The following is a 22748-nucleotide window of genomic DNA, read 5'->3' as shown; positions in this document are numbered from 1 at the left end:
GGACGCCTTCGACGAGTAAGCGCAGGCTCATCAGGCCGCGCCAGAGGGTTTGCCAGCCAGGTGGTCCGTCGCCTTTGCGGCCCAGGTGGCCGCCCAGGCCAGCCAAGGCATAATACACGTCGCGCACAGTCTGCACGGGTCGTGAACTGCGCAGCGTGAGGACCTGTAAAAAAGTCGCTTCCAGCCCCGCTGCCGTCGCCGGCAAGTCGGGTTGGAGGCGACTTTTTTCGCGCATATCCACTAGCGCCAATGCGACCACGCTGAGCAGGGCGACGGCGGCAAAAAGACGGTCAGCGGTTTGGAGCTGGAGCTTTTCGGCCCCCAGGCCCGTTTTCAGGGCTTTGTGAAAGTCCTCGATGAGCCAGCGGCTCACGTACTGCCGGGCGCAGGCGTGGGCCTGGGCAAAATCCGTGATGGGTTGGTCGCAGAGCAGCAGCCATTCCAGGGCGGGCGTGGCCGGGCCTGTGTCCCCGACTTGGGCGGCTTCCCAGACCCGTACCAGGGCGCAGGGAACCGGGTCCCCTTTGCCCGTCGCCGCGCCCGGTCGCTGGGGCGCACGCAGGGCCAGCGGGGGGCTGAAACTGACCTGGAGCAGCACTTCGCGGGCCGGCTGGCCCGGCCGGCCACGCAAGGCCAGGGTCAACTGGCCCGCCGAGGGCTGGGCCCGCGCCACGGCGAAGAGCCGCCCGGCGGGCGCTTTGTCGGCGCCGGCCACCAGGGCCCGGTCCTGGGCGGCGCGCACCACGAAGCCCAGGCCCTGGGCCCGGCACTGCTGCAGGTGCTCGTAGATGTCGGCCCCGCGGTCGGCCACCACCACCCAGCGCGCGTCCGGTGGCGGGCTGCCCACGTTGCGCAAGCTCCGGGACCAGAGCGCCGATTCGCGGACCCGGCCCTGGCGCAGGCGCGAGCCGCCGTGGAGATGGTCTTTTTCGGCCTCCGGCACCGGTTGACGGACGTGAAACTGCTGGTCCAACAGGCCCAGCAGCGGCAGGGCGGGCCGTTTGGCGGCCGGGTCGGGGTCCTGCACCGGCCAGCCGGCGGCCACCAACGAGTGCAGCAGTACGCCCTGGCTCGTGGCCTTGCCCGGCCCGACCGGCCCCAGGCCGGGCCGGCGCTCGTCGGCTTCGGGCCAGCTCAGTTCGCTCGTGTCTTCGACCAGCAGGTAGGTGCCCGGCTCCTGTAGCGCTTGGCGAACCACGGCCTGATGCGCCCCCTGCAGCGCCTCGGGCGTGGCCCTTGCACCGCCCAGCAAGCGATACGCCGCTTTACTGGCCCCCGCCTGGCCGGTCCCCAACTGCGGAATGGTGGCCCCCGGCTGCCGGGCCCAACCGGCGGCCAACTGCACCACCCGTCGGCTGCGGCGGGCATCGCCCAACACCGTGCCCCCAAAATGCGTCTGCGCCCACAGCTGCGGGTCGCAGAAATGCGTCGAAATACTCATCTCGCAAGCTACTAAGCCGGCCCCGCAAGAACCCACAAAAAAGCGCCGACCTGTTGGCCGGCGCTTTTCAAAGATGTGGGTAAGGACAAGCTGCATCGATGCAGCCGGGCTTTTCTGTGTGCTAACCAAGTAGGCTATACCAATACGTGCGGCACAAATTCCGACAGGTTGGTGATGAGCCCAGCCTCGCGGCGGAAGCCGATGGCGCAGGCTTCGCCGGCCCAGAAAACGCCGGCCTGGTACCGCCGGCCCTGCGCGTCGGTGGGCAGTTCGGCCCAGCGTTGGTAGAGCTGGGGCTGCTGGGCAAAGTCGCCCGGCACTTCGGTGCTGGTGTGGCCATCGGGCTGAATTTCGGCCACGTTTTGGCCCTCTCGCCCCAATACCGGCTTGCGAATGTGGTGGCCGGGCATGGTGCGCAAGCTGGATTCGAGCAGCAGCGGGTGGTGCGGAAACTGGCTCCACAGGTGCGCGAGCAGGGCTTTGCTCTGGAAAAGGAGGGTGTAGGCCGGGTTGGCCGTTACCACGTCGCGCGTGAGCTGCAGGTGGGTGAGGTCGGCGGTAAGCTCCGGCTCTTCTGCGGCCAGAATCTCCCAAGGCACAAGCTTGAACAGGAAATCGAATTTCTGCCACTGGTCCGGGGCAGTTTCGGCCCAGACGCCCCGGTCTTCGCCAGCCACCGATACCTTCATTTCATCGACGGCGCAGATGTGGAAATCGGCAAAGCCGGCGGCTTGGGCGGCCTCGGCCAGCACGGCGCAGTTGGCCTCGTCTTCGGCGCTGTCGGGCAGGTGCACCAGCAGTAGCGTGGCCTGCCGGTCAATATTGAGGGTGCGCCAGTGGCGGAACTGGTCTTCGAGGCATTCGAACAAGCCGTTGGCCTGGCGGTCTTCGTCGGTCTGGCCGGCGGCCACGAGGCTGGCCCACTGCACCACGCTGGTTTCGGGCAGACTGGTGGCGGTGTCGGCGTTGAACTCCAATAGCTTGGGGCCGTCCGGGGTCATGGCCAGGTCGAAGCGGCCGTAGAGGTGCCAATGCCGCTCGTCGTTCCAGGAGTGGCGCACGGCTTCCCACAGGTTGGTGGGGATGGCCAGCTGCTGCAAAAACGCATCCGGCATCGGGTCCGGAATGGATTCCACCAGCATATCGTAGAGCGTATCGGCCGCCTGTAGCAGTATTTCAGCCTCGGTCTCGGGAAGTTGCACGGCTTCACGGGCCACGTAGTTCTGGCAGGCTTCTTCAATGGCCCAGTCCCAGCCCAACGCGCGCACGGCAGGCGAAACATCGCCGGATAGGGGCAGTAGGTTGATTTTCATTTGACAATCAGGCTGTTAGTTTGAGGGGTTGCTTGAAGAGCGGATGAAGGGTGTTAAATGGTAATTGATAATTTAGGACTTACGCACTGAGTTGCTGGCGCGCGTCTCCGACGCGTGGCCTACTGGTTCCGCGTCTCCGACGCGCGGGGCCAACGAGACCAGACGGTGCGAACGGCGGCGTTTGGAAACGCCAAGCCAGTGGGCACCGCGTCGGAGACGCGCGCCAGCGGCTGAGGGCGTAAGTCTTGTAATTGTTAAATGAAAAAATCACCCGCCAAAACCCCGCGAGCCGCCGCGGCTGCCGAAGCGGCTGCTGCGTCCCGATGGCGCGCTGCTCCGGATGCCGGGACGCGGGGCCGTGCGCGCCGTGGAGCGGCTTTCCGAGATGCCGGCGTTGGCCGAGGTGCCGGCGCCGCTAAAGCCCCGGCCGAAGAAACCCCGGCCGGTCTGGCGCTCGCGGGCCACGTTGGCGCGCCAGCCCTGGTTGCGCTGGAGGATGCCGGAGTTGCCATAGGCGCCCGTGTTCGGGGTGAGGAAGCGGCCCGCCATGTAGCCGATGCTGCTCCACATCAGAATATCCATCATGCCGGTGCCGTTGGCGCGGTTTTCAGGGTTGGCACGGCTGTATTCCTGCATTTTGCCCTGCAAGGCCTGGCCTTGCAGGGTGTCTACTTTGCCGTCGAAATGGCGCAGCACGGCGGCCACTTCTTCTTTGCCCGCCGGCCGCTCGGCCGTGATTTTCCACTCGCCGGGTTTTATTTCGGTCATTTCCGTGATGACGCCCTGGCTGTAGGTTTCGCCGCCCCAGCCGGCTTCGGCGCCGTTGCCGCTGCTTTGGCTGTCGCTGCTGTCGCTGGAGCAGGCGGGCAGCAGCAGGCCAAAGCTGCTGGCGGCGGTGAGGAGCAGCACGTTGCGGCGCCAGTTGCCGAGGGGATGAAAATGCTTTTTCATGGGAAGTAGTTTAGTTGCGGGCTGTCGGTTGCTGGTTGTTGGTGATTACGCTATTGCTGACCGACAACTGACAACCAGCAAACCCTATTTGCTTCTAAAACCAATGCGAGGCCAGCTGCATGAGCTGCTCCAGCGCGGCCTGGTCGTCGTGGTCGAAGTCGTTGAGCTGGTCGCTGTCCACGTCCAGCACGGCCACCACTTGGCCATCTTTTAGTACAGGCACCACTATTTCTGATTTGGAATCCGAGCTACAGGCAATGTGGCCGGGGAATTCTTCCACGTCGGGTACCAGCAGTGTTTGGGCCTGGGCCCAGCTAGCGCCGCACACGCCTTTGCCGTGCCGGATGCGCGTGCAGGCAATGGGCCCTTGAAACGGCCCCAGCACCAGCTCGTCGCCCTTCACCAGATAGAATCCGACCCAGAAAAACCCAAACGCCTGGCGCAGCGCGGCGGCCGTATTGGCCAGGTTGGCCGTTTGGTCGGGCTCGCCGGTCGTCAGGGCTTCGATTTGGGGGAGCAGTTGGCGGTATTGCTCCGCTTTGGTGAGCGTGGTATCGAGGGTGAGGTTTTCGGCCATGATTTAGTTGTCAGTTGGTAGTTGTCGGTTGTTAGTTATCAGTTATCGGTAAGTCTCTGACAACTGATAACTAACAACCGACAACTATGGAAATTATTCGTTTACGTACCAGAACAACTCATCCGGCCCAACGTTCCGCCGCTCACGCAAAGCTGTGAGGCCGAGGCGCGGCGCCGCAATGCCCTGGCCCAGCCGCAGGGGCGCCCGAAACACCCGGATTTCATCCCACAGCCCGGCGTGTATCAGCGCGTTAAGGACCGTGGGGCCGCCTTCCACCAGCACCGACTGCACCTGCCGCGCGTACAGGTCGGCCAGCACTTGAGGAATGAGGTCGTCGGCTTCGGACAGGGTAACGAGGTCGAATTTGGTGGCTTGCCGGGCTTCCCGGTAGGTGTAGATGAGCGTGGGCTGCGAGCCGTCGAGCAAATGGTGCGTGGGCGGCAAACTCAGGTTTTTGTCGATGACGAGGCGCGTGGGCTGGGGGCCGGGCCAGTCGCGCACGCTCAGGCGCGGGTTGTCGTGCAGGGCCGTGCGGGTGCCCACCAAAATGCCCTGCTCCTCGGCCCGCCACTTGTGGGTGAGCAAGCCCGCCTGCGGACCGCTGATTTGCACCTGCTGGAAATAGCGCCCGGCCAGAAAGCCGTCGGCTGTTTCGGCCCATTTCAGCACCAGATACGGCCGCTTTTTCTCGTGAAAAGTGAAAAAGCGGCGGTTGAGCCAGCGGCCTTCCTCGGCCAGTACGCCGGTTTCTACTTTGATGCCAGCCGCGCGCAGCTTCTCGATGCCGCGGCCCGCCACCAACGGAAACGGGTCCTCGTTGCAGATAACCACCTCGCGCACACCTTTAGCAATGAGCAGGTCGGCGCAGGGCGGGGTTTTGCCGTGGTGGGCGCAGGGCTCCAGCGTCACGTACACGCGGCTTTCGGGCAGCAGCGCCTGGTTCTCTACGGCTTCCAGCGCGTGCACTTCGGCATGGGGGCCGCCGTGCTGCTGGTGCCAGCCCTCGCCAATAATGCGCCCCTGGTGCGTCACCACGCAGCCCACCAGCGGGTTGGGACGGGCGTAGCCAGTGCCGAGCTGCGCCAAATCCAGGGCGCGGCGCATGAAAAGGGCATCTTCTGAATTCATGGGGCGAAGGTAGCGTGCGGGCCCCGGCCCGGCTCCGGCTTTACCTTTGGCCCGATGACCATCCGCCAGCTTACTACCGACCTCGCCCTGGCGCTTGAAGCAGCCTACCCCGCCCCTGAAGCCGCCGCCATTGCTGCTCTGGTAGCCGAGCACCTGCTGGGCCTGGACTCCCTGCAACGCCTGATGGCCGCCGGGCAGCCGGCGCCCGCTGCCGCTCTGGCCGCGCTGCCGCTCCTGCAAGCCCGGCTGCTGGCCCACGAGCCCGTGCAGTACGTGCTGGGCCGCGCCCACTTCGCCGACATGGAGCTGGAAGTAACGTCCGCCACCCTCATTCCGCGCCCCGAAACTGAGGAACTGGTGCAACTGATTGAACGGGAGCAGGCGGGCCGGACCGGCTTGCGGGTGCTGGATGTGGGCACCGGTTCCGGTTGTTTGGCCCTGGCGCTGGCCCGGCTGCTGCCCGCCGCGCAAGTGCTGGCCGTGGATATTTCGGCCGAAGCCCTGGCCGTGGCCCGGCGCAACGCGGCCCGTTTCGCGCCGGGTGTTGCCTTCGAGCAGGTTGATATTCTGACCGGGCTGCCGGTCGGTTTCGCGCCCGGTACGCTCGACGTGCTGGTGAGCAACCCGCCCTACGTGCGCGAAAGCGAGCGGCCGCTGATGCGCGAAAACGTACTGGCCTGGGAGCCCGCCACCGCTCTGTTTGTGCCCGACCACGACCCGCTGCTCTTCTACCGCCGCCTGGCCGAAGTAGGGCGCACGCTGCTGAAACCGGGCGGCGGCATCTACCTCGAAATCAACGAAGCCCTGGGACCCGAAACGGCGGCCTTGCTTCAGGCCCCGGATTTTACCGAAGTCCGGGTAGTGCCCGATATGTTTGGGAAGCCGCGCATGGTGCGGGCCGTGCGGTGCTAGCGGGGCAACTGGCGTACGAAGCGCGTCAGGGCCGCGCCTATTGCCGGCTGGTTTTCGAGCAGCCCGTTGTGGCGGCCGGGTAGCACCACTACTTGCTGCTTAGCAAACCGGAAACCCTCGTGCTGCGGGCCGGTCACGGCATCGGCCTGGCCGGGTAGCACCAGCACGGGCATTTTGAGCCCAGGCGTAGCGGCGGTAAAATCTTCGAGGTAGCCATCAATGACGCCGGGGCGGTAGAGGGAGGCGGCAAAATCGTGGTTGGTGGCGGGCTGGCGGCGCATCTCGCGGGCCACTCGTGCGGCCGTTGAGTCGGAGGTGTACATCAGCCGGTCCATCAGGTGTTGCTGGTTGAGCAGCGCCATCACCATGCCGAAGCGCTGGGGCAGGGGCGCGGTGGGGTCCAGCGGGGGGCGGGTGGCGGCGGGCAGTAGGGCGTAGCCGTTGGTAGCCAGGCTTTCCATCGAGGCCGGCAGGTTCAGAATGCTGTTGCTGAGCACCAGGCCCAGGGTGTGCTGCGGATACTGCCGGGCGTAAGCCGTGGCGATGAGGCCGCCGAAGGAGTGCGATAGGAGCACCCACTTATCGAGGTGCAGCTGTTGGCGCAGCTCCTCCAAATCCTGTACCAGGCGGGGCAGGCCGTAGGCGCCGTCCGGCGCGCTGGCTGAGCGCCCGCTGCCGCGCTGGTCAAGGTAAATCATCTGGAAGTGCTGCTCCAACAGGGGACCGGCCAGGGTTTCCTGCACGGCCGCGCCCGCACCCGGCCCGCCGTGTACAAACACGCAGGGCCGGCCCTCGCCCGCCACCCGCACGTACAGCCGCACCCCGTCGGAGGTGGTAACGGCGGGTGTGCCGTTGGAGAGGGACTGCGCGGCAGCGAAGCTGTGGGCCAGCAGCAAAACGAGAATCGGCAACAAAGCCTGGCGGAGGAGGTGGAATGTTTTCATGGTCCAAAAGTGGGTTTCGGCATCACCCGGCGAAAACTGCTGTTACCCAAGTGTAGAAACCAGTTGCTGAATTGCGGCATAATGGGGATGAGCAGTCCGCATGACTTCCCGGAAAGTCCGCGCTGCGGGGAAACAGCGTGCGCCGCGCTGCATCTTCTTTGATAACGACTGAGTTACTTGCACTGGAAATCCGTTCGCATTTTTCCAAAGCCAGCTCATGCCCGTACTTACCATTCTCGACGAAAATGCCAGCGGCAGCATCCTGCACCGTCTGGAGCTGGAAATCAACCAGGAAATGCTCACCGTGGGCGAGCTGATTGCCCGGCGCGTGCACGACGAAGTGGCGGCCTACAACGAGCGTCAGACCGGTGTATTCCAGGGCCTCATTCAGCCCACCGAATCGGAGCGGGTGCTCAACGGCTACCAGCTGCGGCCCAGTAAGCTGATTGATGCCGAGCAGCAGGTGTACCGCGCCCTGGAGGCGTTCCAGCAGAACGGCTTTTTCATCCTCGTCAACGACCGGCAGGTCGAAAGCCTGGCCGAAGAAGTGTGGCTGGGCGAGGGCGTCACGGCCAGCTTTTTGAAGCTGACGCCGCTGGTGGGCGGCTGAGAAATGGGACTACTCGACCAAATCCGCGACTTTTTTAGCCCCGCCGCCGCTATGTCCGCTACGCCCAAAGAAGAAACCTTTCGCCCCGCCATCCTGGCCGACCCCAGCGCTGAAGCGGTGGAAATGCGGCCTGTCCTGACTGAACTACTGCCCCAGCTCCTCGCCAAAACCTACAGCACCAAACTCAACGAGCTGCCCGCTTATCAGGCCATTCGCGCGCAGGACGTGGCCTACCAAAGCCGGCTGGTGCTGGCCCTGGCAGCGGCTATAAAGCAAGCAGCACAAGACAACTACCGTATTCGCTGGGTGTTGGCAGAAGTGCTGACTGCTCTCGTGCGAACCACCCTCAGCCTCACGCAGGGGGATTATCTGCGGCTGTTTAACGACGTTGGCTTGGATTTCTCAAAGCCACAGAAAGGTGCCCTCAACTTGTATCCTTACCCTGTGCTGCTGATGCTCAATCAAGTAGTCAAGCTGGCCAGGCGCGAGCCGCTGGGCGAGCAGATGCTAGCATTTTTGCACGAGCTGCGCGACCGTACCGCCGCCCAAACCGGCGACTTGCTCAAAGCCCACCTCAAAAGCCAGGAAATCCTGGCGCAGGCGGCCGGTGATGATGCCCTGCCAATCGTAGTTTTTGCCGAGGGCGACCCGCTGGGCCAAGCCCTTACCGAATTCGTGACTGGCCTCGACCGCTCCGCCCCGCGCACCGCCGCCTGGCTGGGCCTGCTTCAGCTCTGGCCGAAAGCCACCGCGGGCCAACCCACCGCCAAGTTGCGCAAGGAACTGGATGCTGCTACTGCCGCAGTCGGCCCGGAGGCCGTGCGGGTGCAGGGGGCGGCGTGGCTACAGCTGCTGGCCGACACTCCGGTAACGGAGCGGCCGCATGTGCATGAGTATCGTGATGGCACCACGTACAATTACTCGACCTGGGATTTCTTGGCTGAAGCCAATGCCACCGTGGCCAAAGGCCTCATCTGGACGCTGCAGTCGCTGGGCAACACAAATATGTTGGGGCTTTTTACAGCTTTGGCCGCCAAGTGCTTCCGCAAGATTCCGGGGAAGGGGCCGCTGGCGGCGGGGCTGGGCAATGCCTGCCTGCTGGCGCTCTCGCAAAACGGGCTGCCCGGCGTGGCAGCCCTGGCGCGGGTGCGCGGCAAAATTCGCCAAACTAATACCCAGGAGCTGATTGCCAAGTACATCGCCCAGGAATCGGTGAAGCTGGGCGTGAGTCCGGCCGAGATTGAGGACATGGCCGCGCCGGATTTTGGGCTGGAACACGGCCGGCTGGTTGAGGAGTTTGGCGAGTACACCGCCACGCTCACCCTGGCCGGTGGCAAGGCCGACGTGCAGTGGCAGAAAGGCGACAAGCACCTCAAAAGCGCCCCCGCTGCCCTCAAAGCCACCCACGCCGCCGAGCTCAAGGAGCTGAAAGCCGCTCAGACCCAGGCCCAGCAAACCTACACCGCCCAGCGCGACCGACTCGACCGCAGCTTCGTGGACGAGCGCCGGATACCGTGGCCCTGGTTTGCGCAGTATTACTTCAACCACGGGCTGATGAGTTTGCTGGCTCGCCCGCTCATCTGGCGGCTGTACCGGCCCGATGGTTCTGTGCAGGACGCTATTTATCAGGATGATGCCTGGCAGGATGCCCACGGCCAGCCCGTGCCCGCGCCCACCGCCGACACGCAGCTCCATCTGTGGCACCCCGTGCTGGCCCCGGCCGCCGAAGTGCTGGCCTGGCGCGGGCTGTTGGAAAACCGGCAGTTGCGGCAGCCGCTCAAGCAGGCGTTTCGGGAGGTGTACCTGCTCACGCCGCCCGAGGAGCGCACCAATAGCTACAGCAACCGCATGGCGGCGCACATTCTTAAGCAGCACCAGTTCAATAGCTTAGCTAAGCTGCGGGGCTGGCGCTACCGGCTGCTGGGAGCCTACGACAAGGGCTACGATTCGGAAATTGCGAGCCTGCCGCTGCCCGCCGCCGGCCTCACGGCTGAGTTCTGGGTGAGCGAGGTGTATGCCGATGGCGAGTGGAACGACACGGGCATCTATAACTACGTGAGCACCGACCAGATACGCTTCACGCGGGCCGACGCGCCGGTGCCGCTGCCCGAGGTGCCGCCGCTGGCTTTCTCGGAGGTGATGCGCGACGTAGACTTATTCGTGGGCGTGGCCAGCGTGGGCAACGACCCGCAGTGGTGCGACAACGGCGGCCTGGCCCAGTTCCGCAACTACTGGGAAAGCTACAGTTTCGGCGACCTCAGCGAAGTGGCCAAAACCCGCAAGCTGGCCCTGGAGCGCCTGGTGCCGCGCCTCAAAATTGGGAAAGTGAGCGAAATTAAGGGTAATTTTCTGGTGGTGAAGGGCCACCGGCACGTCTACAAAATCCACCTTGGCTCGGGCAATATTTTGATGGAGCCCAACGACCAGTACCTGTGCATCGTGCCCGACCGCTCGGCCAAAACGATGGGTGCCAGCAGCGTATTTCTGCCTTTTGAGGGCGACGCGGTGCTGTCCATCATCCTCAGCAAAGCCCAACTGCTGATGGAAGACGACAAGATTACGGATACCACAATTTTGCGCCAGCTGTAGCCCTGTAAGTGGTTCTTTCTTATGCCGATAACTCGCCCTGTTCGGTTTCTCTGGTTACTGGCCCTTGCGCTGCTGGTGGGTTGCGAGCCTGAGCAGCCCGCTGCGCGTATCACCGCGGCCAACTACCTGACGGCCATTCCTGACCCGAAAACGTTGGGCGAGCGCTACGTGAGCGACCCCGATGCACTGCTGCAACCCGGCACGGCCGACGACCTCAACGCCCGCCTCGACAGCCTCGACCACAGCGGCCGGGCGCACATCGACGTGGTGCTGGTGACGAGCATTGGGGGAGAAGTGCCCAAAACGGCGGCCACCGCACTATTCAATCAGTGGAAAATCGGGGACAAAACGAAGAGTAACGGCCTGCTGATGCTGCTGGTGATGGACCAGCGCCGCATCGAATTTGAAACCGGTTACGGCCTGGAAGCCGACCTGCCCGACATCATCTGCTACCGCATTCAGCAGGAGTACATGGTGCCCGAAATGCGGGCCGGTCGCCTCGATGCGGCCGTGCTGGCGGGGGTGGCAGCCCTTATCCGTAAGCTCGGGGGCACCGCGCCGCTCACCCTCGACCAACGCATCGACAGCCTGAATAATAGTGCTGATGCCCGGCTTCTGGAGCGCGTGAGCCGGCCGGACGAAGAACCAGGGTCGCCGCCGAGCCAGGGCTACGACGCGGAAACCAACCGCGCCACTTACGCTGCCGGGGAGGCCGAAGCGGCGCGGCAGACCGATGCGTCGGGGAGCCGCTGGGGCTGGCCGCTGGGCTTGGCAGCCGGGCTGAGCCTGGTAGCGGGCCTGGTTTTAGCAACGTCGAAGGGCGAGAAACGGTCCCTTCGACTCGGGAAAATAGTTGTAGCAGGTGTCGTTTTCGGGCTGCTTGCTTTGTCGTTCCAGTCGTGGCTGGTGCTGCTGTACCTGGTGCCGCTGCTGTTGGCGCACGGCTATTTTCTGTGGCGGTACGCCCGCACCCGGCAGCCCGAGTGGCAGGCCCGGAGCCGGCACGAGCAGTACCAGACATTGGCCAAAATTCACCACAATCTGGGGTTCACGGCCTGGCTGTTTCCGTTGGGGCTGAGTTGGTACTGGCCCTGGCACCGTCGCCGCCTGGCCCTGCTGCGCGATGCTGCCTACACCTGCCCCACCTGCGGCCAGCCCATGCGCCGCCTCGACCCCACCGCCGAAATACCGCACCTGAAAGCCGGTCAGCAAGCCGAAGAAAAAGTGGAATCCGTGGACTATGACGTGTGGCAGTGCCGCGCCAGCCACCTGCTGGAACTGGCCTACCCCAACCTCCGCACCTCAATGCAGGAGTGCCCCGCCTGCCACTACCAAACCCTGGAAACCACGCACCGCCACACGGCAAAAGCCGCCACTACTTCCTCCGCCGGTTGGGGCTGGGAAACCTTTCGCTGCCAGGCCTGCAAGCACGAGATAAAGGAGAAGTACACCATTCCGCGCATCGCTACCAGCAGCGACAGCTCGTCGGGAGGCAGCAGCTCCTTGTCGTCGTCCTCATCGAGCAGCAGCGGCGGCTCGTCGGGTGGGGGCGGGGCGGGTAGTAGCTGGTAGGGCCGGCTACTGCCATCGTTTGTAGGCTGGCCTGGTTCGCACACTGGCGAACCTTCCGGAATAACGTTTTTAGAGCCAGAAAAGCACCAACTGGGAGGTTGGTGCTTTTCTGGCTCTAACTATTTGCTCTTGCTTACGAAGCTATTTCAAGCAAAGAGCTTACAAGTTCTGGGTTACGAAATTCGTCATCTGGCGGTAGAGGTGCAGGCGCGTGTTGCCGCCCGAGATGCCGTGGTTGCGGTTGGGGTAGTACAGCGTCTGGAAGTCCTTGTTGGCCTTCACCATCGCATCGACCAGGGCGATGGAGTTTTGGAAGTGCACGTTGTCGTCGCCGGTGCCGTGCACGAGCAGGAACTTGCCTTTCAGGTTCTGGGCGAACTGCACGGGCGAGTTCTCGTCGTAGCCGGCGGGGTTTTCCTGGGGCGTTTTCAGGTAGCGCTCCGTGTACACGGTGTCGTAGTAGCGCCAGTTCGTGACCGGGGCCACGGCGATGCCCATCTTGAAGAGGTCGGCGTTTTTGGTCATGGCCAGCGAGGTCATGTAGCCGCCGTAGCTCCAGCCCCAGATGCCGATGCGCGACTTGTCCACGAAAGGCAGGTTGCCGAGGTATTTGGCACCTTCGGCCTGGTCGATGGTTTCGAGCTTGCCCAGGTTGGCATACGTGGCTTTGCGGAAGGCCGAACCCCGGCCCGAGGTGCCCCGGTTTTCGACCGAAACCACGATGTAGCCCTGCTGGGCCAGCATCTGGTGCCAGAGGTAGTTGGCGCCGCCGTAGTTGTCGAGCACGGTTTGCGAGCTGCCGCTGCCGAAGCTGGGGCCGCCGTACACGTGCATCAGCACGGGGTATTTTTTGGCGGGGTCGAAGTTGGCGGGCTTTATCATCCAGGCGTTCAGGTCCACGCCTTCGGACGTTTTGAAGGTGAAGAATTCCAGCTTGCCCAGGTCGTACTGCGTCAGGGTTTGCTTGAGCTTGGTGTTCTCTTCCAGCGTTTTCACCAGCTTACCGGTGGCGCCTTCGCGCAGGCTGGTAACCGCTGGCACGCCGGCCGATGAGTGCACGTTGAGGAAGTATTTGGTGTCGGGGCTCATGTTCACCACATCAATGCCGTTGCCGGCCTCGCTGATGCGCTTTTTGCCCCCGCCCTTCAGGTTGACGCGGTAGAGGTGGCGCTGCAGGGCCGAGCCCTCGGTGCTGGTGAAGTACAGGAAGCCGGTTTTGGGGTCGAAGCCGTTAATTTGGCTGATTTCCCAATCGCCTTTGGTAAGCTGCCGCACCTGCCGCCCGTCCATGTCGTGCAGGTAGAGGTGCTGGTAGCCGTCTTTTTCGCTGGTGAATACAAACTGCTTGCCGCCGGCCAGGTAGTTCAAATCGTCGTTGATTTCCACGTAGGCTGGGTTCGTGTCGGTCAGCACCACCTCGGATTTCCCGGTGCGGGTATCGGCGTGCAAAATTTCCAGCTTGTTCTGCAGGCGGTTCAGGCGCTGAATGCTGAGCAGGTTGGGCACTTGCGTCCACATCACGCGCGGGATGTACTGGTCGGGCTCGGGGCCCACGTCCATTTTGGTGGTGCGGGCGCTGGCCACATCGTAGCTACTCACACTCACTATGGAGTTTTTTTCGCCGGCCTTGGGGTATTTGAAGCGGTATTCCTTGGGGTAGAGCGCACCCCACTGCTGCATGTCGTACTCCGGCACCTGGCTTTCGTCGAAGGTATAGAAAGCAATCTGCTTGCTGTCGGGCGACCAGAAAAAGCCCTGGGCAAAGCCAAATTCCTCCTCGTACACCCAATCGGTCGAGCCGTTGATGAGGTTGTTTTTTACCCCGTTGCTGGTCACGGCGGTTTCCGTCATCGTGGCCAGGTCGGTCACAAACACGTTGTTGTCGCGGGTAAAAGCCACGCGCTGGCCATCGGGCGAAAACGTGGCGTAGCCCTGCTTGCCGCCCGCGCTCAACGGCGTCAGCTTCTTGCTGGCCCGGTCAAATACGTAGTAGGTGGCCTGGGCGCTGCGCCGGTAAATGGGCTCGGTTTCGGTCGTGAACAGGATTTTCTGCTCGTTCGAGTTGAAGCTGTAGCCGTCCACATCCAGCGGCTTGGCAGCGCCGGCCAGTTGCAAATCGGCGGCGGCTACCAGCGTGGCCAGGGCCTTGCCGGTCGTTACTTCGTGCTGCACGAGGCTGCCGCTTTCCAGCGCCGAGTAGTAGCGGCCATCGTTCATCCAGTTGAAGCCCGGCACGCTGGCCGAGCGGAAGGTGGGCTTGGCCCAGATGTCTTCCAGCGTCAGCGGCAGCTTTTGCTGCGCCTGCACGAGGGTGGGAGTGAAGCCCGGTACCAGAGCCGGACCGTTGGCGGCCAGTAGCGCGGCCAGCGCAAAAAAGCGAAAACGCATAAATTGAGGAAGCGTGAGCGAAATAAGGGAGGGAACAGAGCGTTAAAGGTAAGAACCAGCCGCAGCACCGTCGCGGGCCGTGGCTCCCGCTACCTTTGTACTATGCATTTTCGCCTTCTGCTGCTCTTACTGCCCGTCTTGCTGGGCGCCTGTGCCAAAGTCGACAGGCCGGTTCGGCTCGACTTCGTGGGCAACACCACGCTCACCTCCAGCAACCGCACGGTAGCGGCCAACGACACGCTCTCGACCCGCGCGTACGCCGTGGGCAACGACAACCTCCTGCGGCGTTTGCGCATCACCGTCACCTACGAGCCCGGCCCCGAGCCGTTTCGCTACCCGCTGCCGCTCTCCAGCTTCCGGCCCGGCGACGCCCCGGCCTCGCAAACCATCGTCTACCTCGACTCGCTCATCACCCCCATTCAACGCGTCAATACGACCACCAATACGCCGTTCTTCCGGGGCGGCGAGTATTTGTTCGAGAACCGGTTTTCGGCGCGTTCCACTTCCGGCACCGAGCTCTGGCAATACACCGTCACGGATGTCAACGGCGAAAGCGCCTCGCGGGCCTACCGCCTCACCGTGCGCAAGCCCGACTCGGCCGCCGTATTCCACAACTACAGCCTCGTGATACGGCCCCGGCCCCGCACCACGCTGGCCTTCGATACACTGCGCGAGCGGGCCCGCGTATTCCTCAACCTCAGCTATGGCCTGCTGCTGCCCAAGTACGCCGTGCTCAACAACGAAGCCACCGTGCAGCCCAACCAGCAGCTCGTGGATTTGATAGCCACGGTGCGCAATGCCAGCATCACGCTCGAAGCCCCGGCACATTCCGGGCAAACACCGCTCTTAACCACGGCCAAATGGCCCAGCCGGCGCCGCACCGAGGTGCGCCAAACCAGCCTGCCCCCCGCAGCATTCAACGCGGCCGCTACCACGGAAGCCTTTGAGGGGGCTTACAACAACGGCCAACTCTTTACGGCCGCGCCCGATGGCCTCAGCACGGGCACCTTGGCCAAAGACCAGGTTATCGCCTTCCGCACCACTGAGGGAAAAACCGGGCTGCTGCTCATTACCGATGTCATTCTTGGAACCTCACCCGTGCTCAAATGCTCGGTCAGGGTGCAGAAGTAAGACAGTACTGATGCCGCAAAAAAAGGCGACTCCACCATGGAGTCGCCTTTTTTTGCGGCATCAGCTATTGCAGTTTGTCAAGTCAATATACTAGCCGCAGGAACTAAGTCCTGATGGCTCAGCCGTTAAAACGTGAGGCCGGCAGTTACGCTGGTGGTGAAACGGTTGTTATTGGCTTTGATGTAGGGTTGCAGGTTGTTGCCCAGCGAGTAGGGCGTATACGCCTGGTTGAAAGTGGTGTAAACGGCCACGAAATCGAGGAAAAAGTTGCCCTGACGAATGCCCAGCCCGCCGGTGTAAAAGTTCTGGGCGCGGTCTATCCCAGCGTTTTCCTTGTACGGGTCGCCGTAGCGGGCAAAGCCCAGCCGGGCCCGGAAGATGTCGACGCGCGCTTCGGCCCCCACCCGCACGTTAACAGCGCTTTGGTAGCGGGCTCTGATGTCGCTGTTTTCGGCGGTAAAGGAATAATCGTCGCCGTTGGCATCCTCTAAATCGTTGCGTAAGCGCGACTGGCCGTAGTTCAAATACTCTACGTCGCCCGTCACAAAGCCGTACTTGCCCAGCGTAATGGCCACGCCGCCATTGGCCCGAAACGGCGATGTGAGCGTGTAGGCATAATCGTTGGCCGGGAAGTTCACCGTGGTTTCCCCCACGGGCAGGTCGCTCGGCACCCGGTCGGCGCCCTGGCTGCTGAAGTCGGAGGTCAGGTTTTCGTTGTACGTGTCGGTCAGGCTGGTGTAAGTGGGCGTTTGTATCGAAGCACCCAGGCGCACCGCGTCGGCAGCGCGGTAAATCAACCCTATCCGCGCGTTAATTCCGGTGCCCCTGGTCGTTAGCTCCGAGCGGCTGCGCAGGCTGTTGAAGTAGGTGTTGGGGTCGTCATCGGATTCGGTGAGCACCCGCACTTCGGTATACTTCGAGCTAACAATGCCGATAGCACCGCCGATGTAGAGCCGGTCGCGATAGCTGGCCCCGTACCCAAAGTCAAACTGAGAAACCGAGCCCGAATTAACAACTGTTTCGCCCTGGTTCAGCACGCTGCCCTGCTGCCGCAGCACCACTGCCGAGTCGAGTCCGTTGCGCCCGGTCCGAATATCGGCCAGGTAAGCGCCATAGGCCAAGCCCAGGTTCGTCCCGTACTCGTTCAGATTGAACTGGTTGTCGAGGTCATCGAAAAGGCCCTGCCCTTGTGCGCCCGCTTGCGGCTGCAGGCGCGTCAGAAACGACTGATTATTATTTATCGTGCCTTGGTAGCTGGTAGCCGTGTTGAAATCTGCCAGCCGGGTGAAGCCTAGGGCCAGCGAGCCGGCCCGCCAGTTGGTGGTCTGGTCATCGTCGGGGCGCCGCACGGTAAACACCAGGCCGCCGCTGGCGATGTGGAAGCTGTTCTTCGTAGCATCCTGCCCCGCCGAAGTGCCGCCGTCGATACGGCTATTGCTCTGCCCAAAGCCGATGCCGGGCGTGAAATGCACCTCCGATTTCTGATACATGCCTAGGCCGGCGGGGTTGCTGGTGAGGTTGCCAAAATCGGCTCCGAGGGCCACATTGGCTCCCGCTATGCCCAGCGTGCGGGCAGGGCCACCAAACTGAAGGCGGGAATAGCGCAACGCATCAATTGGGCCTTGGGCAAAGGCGTGGCCCGCCTGCCCTGCTACGAGGGCCAGGCTAAGCCAGATAGTCCGTTTTTTCATGGGGTAGGAAGAAAAGGAGCCGGCCGTTGGGCCGGCTCACTGGGGAAAATATTTTGCAGAAAAATAACAGTGCCAGACCTAGTTCACCCGGCCCCGACCACCGCCGGACGAACGGCCGCCGCCACTGTTGCTCCCGCCGTCGCTGCGGCCGCTATTGGATGGCGGCGAATACGAGGGCTGGCTAGGCTGCCGATAAGTTTCCTGCTGGCGAGGCTGCTCATAAGTACGCTGCTGGCGGGGCTGCTCGTAGGTGCGGCGCTGGCGGGTGGGCTGCTCTACGTTCTGAGCGTTTGAATTACTAGGAGCCGTGCGGGTATCGGGGCTCTGAAACAAGCCCGCCCGGCGCCGCTGCGTTTCCTGCGGCTGGGGTGTTGGTGCTGGCTGTGTGGGGCGCTGGTCGGGCATTGCCTCAATGGTGCGGCGACGGTCGCCGGCTTCCTCGCGTACCACGCGGCGCGTTTGTTCGGGCTGGGTGGTCATGTCGCGGTACACGGGCTGCTCGTTGCGGCGGCGGGGCTGGTTGTAGCCTTCGGAGCCGGAGCGGGTACGCGTTTCGCCCGAAGGGTTAGCGGTAAGCGCCTCGGACCGAACCCGGCCCTGTTCCATTGGAACATTCGAGCGGGCTTCTTCGGTCCGGGCACGGCCCCTAGTAGTTACGCCACCGGAAGCGCCGTTGGTCCCAGCCGGCCGGGCTCCCGACGTGTAGCGTGCATCCGAAGCCCGGCTGCTGCGGTGGCCGTAGGTGCGGTTGCTACGCCCGCCTTCATTACCGTTGCCATTGTAACGGTTGCCGTAGCCAAAGTTGTTGCCATAAAAGCTGTTGCCGTAGTATCCGCCCCGGCCATAATACCCGCCGTAGAACGACCCACCGTAGAAGAAGGGGTCGTAGAAACCGCCGCCGTAGCCGCCGCCATATCCGTAACCAAAGCCTCGGCCATAGCCACCATAGCCCCAGGGCCGGCCAAACCCGAAGTTGATGCTCAGGCCCGGGCTATACCCGTAGAAAGGGCTATAAAACGGGTTGTAGAAAGGGTCGCAAATGCCGTAAGGAGAAAACCCATAGGCCCCCCCGCCCCAGGCGCTGGCGTAGTTAAGGTTGGTGTAGGCGCTGTAAGGCGTGTAATAGCTCACGCCGGGGCCGTTGTTGGGCAGCCCCTGCATGTAGGTGTAAGTGTTGTCGTAATTGCTGTCGTAGTATTCGTCCGACCCGCTGCTTTGGCGCGGGGAGGTGCTGGCCGTATTGCCGTTGTAGTCCGGGTTGGTGGCATCCTCGACGTATTCCTCGGTGCGGGCCGGCGCGTTGTCGGCTACGGGCTGGGCCTGACGGACGATGGCCGTGGTGCGGTCCTTAGAAGAATAGTAGACGCCGTCGTCTTCCGACGTGGCGAGCCCGGAGGTGCTCGCGCAACCACCCAGCGCGAGCAGGGCCAAGGCGGGCAAGAGAGCGGTGAGTGGGTTTTTCATGGTTGAAAAATAGAGAGTGGACGGGCTTACGGTAAAGTAACGACGCAAATGACGGAGGCTAGCGAAACGACTAAGGCTCAGTGGCAGCTTGGCAATCAGCAACCGAAAAGGAGCGGGCCAAATGCCAGGGCTATACTACTCACGCAACAATTATTGCCTGAGTGCGAGGTCCGCGCATTAATAACGTAATTTTACCCCGAAACGGTGCCCCTTATTCAAGTCAAATCTTATACCAGAATCAGGAACTTTTTCAATTAACTATCAGATGCCCCCCATGAGCAAAAAGTTGCCTACCCGCCAAGAAGATTACTCGCTTTGGTACAATGAGTTAGTGAAGCGTGCTGGCTTGGCCGAAAACTCGGCTGTGCGCGGCTGCATGGTTATTAAACCTTACGGCTATGCCATTTGGGAAAAAATGCAGCGCCAGCTCGACGATATGTTCAAGCGCACCGGCCACGAAAACGCCTATTTTCCCATCTTCATCCCGAAAAGTCTTTTTGAAGCCGAGGAGAAAAACGCTGAAGGCTTCGCTAAAGAGTGCGCCGTAGTTACCCACTACCGCCTCCAGACCGACCCCGACAACCCCGGCAAGCTGCGCGTGGACCCCACCGCCAAGCTGGAAGAAGAGCTGGTGGTGCGCCCCACCTCGGAAGCCATTATCTGGAGCACCTACAAAAACTGGATTCAAAGCTACCGCGACCTGCCGCTGCTCATCAACCAGTGGGCCAACGTGGTGCGCTGGGAAATGCGCACGCGCTTGTTTCTGCGCACCGCCGAGTTTCTGTGGCAGGAAGGCCACACTGCGCATGCCACTGCCGAAGAAGCCGTGGCCGAAACCCGCCAGATGCTTGACGTGTACGCCGAGTTTGCCGAGGAGCACATGGCCCTGCCCGTGGTAAAAGGCGTGAAAACGCCCAACGAGCGGTTTGCCGGCGCCGAAGACACGTATTGCATTGAGGCGCTGATGCAGGACGGAAAGGCGCTGCAAGCCGGCACCAGCCACTTCCTGGGGCAGAACTTCGCCAAGGCTTTCGACGTGACGTTTGCCAACAAAGAAGGCGGCCTGGAGCACGTGTGGGGCACTAGCTGGGGCGTGAGCACCCGCCTGATGGGCGCGCTGGTGATGGCGCATTCCGACGACGAAGGCCTCGTGCTGCCGCCCAAGCTGGCGCCCATCCAGGTGGTCATCGTACCAATTTATAAGTCCGGCGAGCTCGACGCCCTGCTGGAGCGCATCAAACCCATCCAGATGGGCCTTATTGCTCGGGGCATTGCCGTGAAGCTGGACAGCCGCGACACCGAGCGCCCCGGCTTCAAGTTTGCCGAGTGGGAGATGAAGGGCGTGCCCGTGCGCCTAGCCATTGGGGCCCGCGACCTCGATAATGGTACCGTGGAAGTAGCCCGCCGCGACACCAAAGAGAAAATGACCCTGCCGCTGGCCGATATCGTGGCCAGCGTGGACCAGCTGTTGGTTGATATCCAGACGAATATCTATCAGAAGGCCAAGCAGTTTCGCGAAACCCACACCACCCGCGTCGACAGCTACGACGAGTTCAAGCGCGTGCTCGATAACGAGGCCGGCTTCGTGCTGGCGCATTACGATGGCACTTCCGAAACCGAGGAGCTTATCAAGACCGAAACCAAAGCCACCGTGCGCTGCCTGGCCCTGAACGAGCCCGACGAGGATGGCGTGTGCATGGTGACGGGCAAGCCCAGCGTGCGCCGCGCCTACTTTGCCAGGGCGTACTAACCCCCTGATTAATAATTGGGATAAATTTTATCTTAGCAATTGAAAGGGCTGCGCAATTGCGCAGCCCTACTTTTTTAACTCTCCATGCGTGCATTTTTATTTGTTCTGATGATGGCGGCAGCCGTTGCCGGCCACGCCCAAACGCCCACCCCGCTCGCAGTGCCAGCCCGAGCAGCGGCAAAACTTGAAAAGGTGCTTAAAAAGACCCAGGACTGGGTGGTAACCGACAAAAAACCGGGCCTTTTGCCCGTGGAGGCGCGGCCCACCGTCAACCGTGTTCTGGTGCAGTCGACCACTGAGTTCTTGGCCCTAATCGCAAATAATCCCACCAAAGAATCTTGTTTGCAAATCCTTAATTCCGGCCTGAACGAGCTTCACCCGCTGGTGAAGACGGCGGGAGAGCGCCAGGAACTGGCCCTCTACTACCAGAACTTGCTGGACATTGTGGGGCTGCCCAGTTCCGATGGGCTGCTGAGCGCCTTTGTGAAAAGGAGGCCTGCCGCAGTTGGTGCCAAGCGCCCGGCTAAGCTGGGCAGTCGTTAAGCAGGCCGCTGCGTATCTTTAAGAAACTTCTTTCCTTCTTTTTCCTTACGCCCATGCCTTGGCTTTCTATTGCGATGCTCCTCTTGTTTGGCCTGCTGTTTCTGGCCGCAGAGGTGATATTTATTCCCGGCACCACGATAGTGGGCCTGGTGGGATTTGTGCTGTTGGCGGTGGGCATCTGGATGGGCTACCGCGACCTGGGCACGCCGCTGGGCCACTACGCGCTAGTGACAGTGTCGCTGGTGGCCGGTCTGATTGTTTACGTGGGGTTACGGCCTAAAAACATGGCCCGAGTAGCCCTGACCAGCGTTAACGATACGTCGGTAGACGATGCGCGCCGCGCCGACATGCCGCCCGGCACTATCGGGCGCACGCTGTCGGCGTTGCGGCCGGCCGGCACCGTACTGTTTGGTACCGAGCGGCGGGAAGTGGCCACGCGGGGCGAGTTTGTGGCCGCAGGCAGCGATGTGCGCGTGCTGGCCATCGAGCAAAACCGCATTGTGGTGGCCGTTGCGTAGTACGAGCCTGCAATTAACCTCTGGCTCAGAAACCGGCTTTTCTCAACAGTCCACACCCAGCTTACTGCAAAAAACATCACTACCTTACGGCATGAATTTTCCTTTATTTCCTGTTGTCATCGCAGCCGTTGTGCTGTTGGTGTTCCTTTACTTTTTTCCGATTAGCCTGTGGGTCACGGCTATTTTCTCAGGAGTACGGGTGAGTTTGTTTCAACTGGCTTTCATGCGCGTTCGGAAAGTGCCGCCGTCCCTGATTGTCAATTCGATGATTACCTCCACCAAGGCGGGTCTGCAGCTCACGGCCAACGACCTGGAGACGCACTTTCTGGCTGGCGGCAACGTGCCGAGCGTGATTAAAGCGCTGATTTCGGCTGATAAGGCCAACATTCCGCTCACTTTCAAGCAGGCCACCGCCATCGACCTGGCCGGCCGGAACGTGTTTGAGGCCGTGACGACCAGCGTAAATCCCAAGGTAATCAACACGCCCAACGTGGCGGCCGTGTCGCAGGATGGCATTCAGCTCATCGTCATTGCCCGCGTCACGGTGCGGGCCAACATCTCGCAGCTCGTGGGCGGCGCCGGCGAGGAAACCATTCTGGCGCGGGTCGGCGAAGGCATCGTGAGTACCATCGGCTCGTCGAAATCGCATAAGGAAGTGCTCGAAAACCCGGATAAGATTTCCAAGCTCGTGCTTTCCAAGGGCCTCGATGCCGGTACCGCCTTCGAAATCCTATCCATCGACATCGCCGACGTGGACATCGGAGAGAACATCGGGGCCAAGCTGCAGATGGACCAGGCTGCGGCCGACCTTCGCGTAGCCGAAGCTCGGGCCGAAGAGCGGCGCGCCATGGCCGTGGCCGTGGAGCAGGAAAACCGCGCCAAAACCCAGGAGGCCAAAGCCCGCGTGGTCGAAGCCGAAGCCGAAATCCCCAAGGCCATCGCCGAAGCTTTCCGCAGCGGCAACCTAGGCATTATGGATTACTACAAAATGCGCAACGTGCAGGCCGACACCGATATGCGTGACTCCATCGCCAATCCCGGCGGCAGCGGCAACGTGAAGCCCGGTGGTAGCAATCTCGCTCCCTGATTTTAGTTTCGTAACGCAGGCTGCCACGAAAAAAGGTAGCCCGATTGATATGTAAAAAAGCCCCTCGCGTGCAGCAAGGGGCTTTTTTGGTTTTAACCTAACCCCCGGCCCCTCTTTTTTGGAAAGGGGCCGGGGGTTA

The 22748-nt window shown here is 62.3% G+C and carries 18 protein-coding genes; 9 read left to right on the top strand and 9 right to left on the bottom strand.

Annotated features, from left to right (window positions below; translation table 11 throughout):
* The 5 genes from GM79_RS17675 to ribD all read right to left on the bottom strand — a co-directional run.
* The coding region (locus tag GM79_RS17675) for an IS4 family transposase (protein WP_035561561.1) at window positions 1–1441 on the bottom strand (1441 nt) is incomplete at its 3' end.
* Window positions 1442–1575: 134 nt separating this feature from the next.
* Window positions 1576–2754 carry a glutathionylspermidine synthase family protein gene (locus GM79_RS17670; RefSeq protein ID WP_051719028.1) on the bottom strand — a complete coding sequence of 393 codons (1179 nt, stop codon included), beginning with the start codon at window positions 2752–2754 and terminating at the stop codon, window positions 1576–1578.
* 267 nt (window positions 2755–3021) lie between these two features.
* Window positions 3022–3705: a hypothetical protein gene (locus GM79_RS17665; protein WP_035566593.1), complete on the bottom strand. Its 684-nt coding sequence runs from the start codon at window positions 3703–3705 to the stop codon at window positions 3022–3024.
* 94 nt (window positions 3706–3799) lie between these two features.
* Window positions 3800–4282 carry a GAF domain-containing protein gene (locus GM79_RS17660; protein ID WP_035566591.1) on the bottom strand — a complete coding sequence of 161 codons (483 nt, stop codon included), beginning with the start codon at window positions 4280–4282 and terminating at the stop codon, window positions 3800–3802.
* Window positions 4283–4375: 93 nt separating this feature from the next.
* Window positions 4376–5410 carry a bifunctional diaminohydroxyphosphoribosylaminopyrimidine deaminase/5-amino-6-(5-phosphoribosylamino)uracil reductase RibD gene (gene ribD, locus GM79_RS17655; protein WP_035566588.1) on the bottom strand — a complete coding sequence of 345 codons (1035 nt, stop codon included), beginning with the start codon at window positions 5408–5410 and terminating at the stop codon, window positions 4376–4378.
* A 54-nt stretch (window positions 5411–5464) separates the two neighbouring features.
* On the opposite strand from ribD, the gene prmC reads away from it, so the two are divergent.
* Window positions 5465–6322 (top strand): peptide chain release factor N(5)-glutamine methyltransferase, encoded by an 858-nt coding sequence (gene prmC, locus GM79_RS17650; protein ID WP_051719027.1) that lies wholly within the window; start codon window positions 5465–5467, stop codon window positions 6320–6322.
* Here prmC and GM79_RS17645 read toward each other — a convergent pair.
* Entirely contained in the window at window positions 6319–7266 is a 948-nt protein-coding gene (locus GM79_RS17645; protein WP_035566586.1) for an alpha/beta fold hydrolase, read from the bottom strand. The two genes, prmC and GM79_RS17645, sit on opposite strands and share 4 nt — an antisense overlap.
* 217 nt (window positions 7267–7483) lie before the next feature.
* On the opposite strand from GM79_RS17645, the gene GM79_RS17640 reads away from it, so the two are divergent.
* From GM79_RS17640 to GM79_RS23300, 3 genes are read left to right on the top strand one after another with little or no spacing between them, the layout of a single operon-like run.
* Complete coding sequence (locus GM79_RS17640; protein WP_035566584.1) at window positions 7484–7876, top strand: hypothetical protein; 393 nt, start codon at window positions 7484–7486, stop codon at window positions 7874–7876.
* A gap of 51 nt (window positions 7877–7927) precedes the next feature.
* A complete protein-coding gene (locus GM79_RS17635) occupies window positions 7928–10465 on the top strand; it encodes a DUF4132 domain-containing protein (protein ID WP_161787212.1) in 2538 nt (845 codons plus the stop codon).
* A 21-nt stretch (window positions 10466–10486) separates the two neighbouring features.
* Window positions 10487–12037 carry a TPM domain-containing protein gene (locus GM79_RS23300; protein ID WP_081867854.1) on the top strand — a complete coding sequence of 517 codons (1551 nt, stop codon included), beginning with the start codon at window positions 10487–10489 and terminating at the stop codon, window positions 12035–12037.
* Window positions 12038–12196: 159 nt separating this feature from the next.
* Here the strand turns inward: GM79_RS23300 and GM79_RS17625 are convergent, their stop codons facing one another.
* The gene (locus tag GM79_RS17625) at window positions 12197–14425 is read right to left on the bottom strand and encodes a S9 family peptidase (protein ID WP_035566582.1); all 2229 of its coding nucleotides are present in this window, start codon (window positions 14423–14425) and stop codon (window positions 12197–12199) included.
* A 102-nt stretch (window positions 14426–14527) separates the two neighbouring features.
* Here GM79_RS17625 and GM79_RS17620 point away from each other — a divergent pair, with 102 nt between their 5' ends.
* Window positions 14528–15556 (top strand): hypothetical protein, encoded by a 1029-nt coding sequence (locus GM79_RS17620; protein WP_035566579.1) that lies wholly within the window; start codon window positions 14528–14530, stop codon window positions 15554–15556.
* 125 nt (window positions 15557–15681) lie between these two features.
* Here the strand turns inward: GM79_RS17620 and GM79_RS17615 are convergent, their stop codons facing one another.
* Window positions 15682–17247: an OmpP1/FadL family transporter gene (locus GM79_RS17615; protein WP_035566576.1), complete on the bottom strand. Its 1566-nt coding sequence runs from the start codon at window positions 17245–17247 to the stop codon at window positions 15682–15684.
* Between the two features lie 78 nt (window positions 17248–17325).
* Window positions 17326–18711, bottom strand: a complete 1386-nt coding sequence (locus tag GM79_RS25825) for a hypothetical protein (RefSeq protein WP_035566574.1) — start codon at window positions 18709–18711, stop codon at window positions 17326–17328.
* A gap of 274 nt (window positions 18712–18985) precedes the next feature.
* Here GM79_RS25825 and proS point away from each other — a divergent pair, with 274 nt between their 5' ends.
* The 4 genes from proS to floA all read left to right on the top strand — a co-directional run bounded on the left by proS (window position 18986) and on the right by floA (window position 22609).
* Window positions 18986–20461 (top strand): proline--tRNA ligase, encoded by a 1476-nt coding sequence (proS, locus tag GM79_RS17605; protein WP_035566571.1) that lies wholly within the window; start codon window positions 18986–18988, stop codon window positions 20459–20461.
* A gap of 84 nt (window positions 20462–20545) precedes the next feature.
* Window positions 20546–21004 (top strand): DUF4844 domain-containing protein, encoded by a 459-nt coding sequence (locus GM79_RS17600; protein ID WP_152560063.1) that lies wholly within the window; start codon window positions 20546–20548, stop codon window positions 21002–21004.
* A gap of 53 nt (window positions 21005–21057) precedes the next feature.
* Window positions 21058–21522, top strand: a complete 465-nt coding sequence (locus GM79_RS17595) for an NfeD family protein (protein ID WP_081867853.1) — start codon at window positions 21058–21060, stop codon at window positions 21520–21522.
* A 91-nt stretch (window positions 21523–21613) separates the two neighbouring features.
* Window positions 21614–22609, top strand: a complete 996-nt coding sequence (floA, locus tag GM79_RS17590; RefSeq protein ID WP_035566561.1) for a flotillin-like protein FloA — start codon at window positions 21614–21616, stop codon at window positions 22607–22609.
* Window positions 22610–22748: the final 139 nt, after the last annotated feature.

Origin of the sequence: Hymenobacter sp. IS2118, from assembly GCF_000715495.1 — a bacterium.
In the GTDB taxonomy this organism is placed as follows: domain Bacteria; phylum Bacteroidota; class Bacteroidia; order Cytophagales; family Hymenobacteraceae; genus Hymenobacter.
This window is presented reverse-complemented; position numbering and strand designations above follow the sequence as displayed.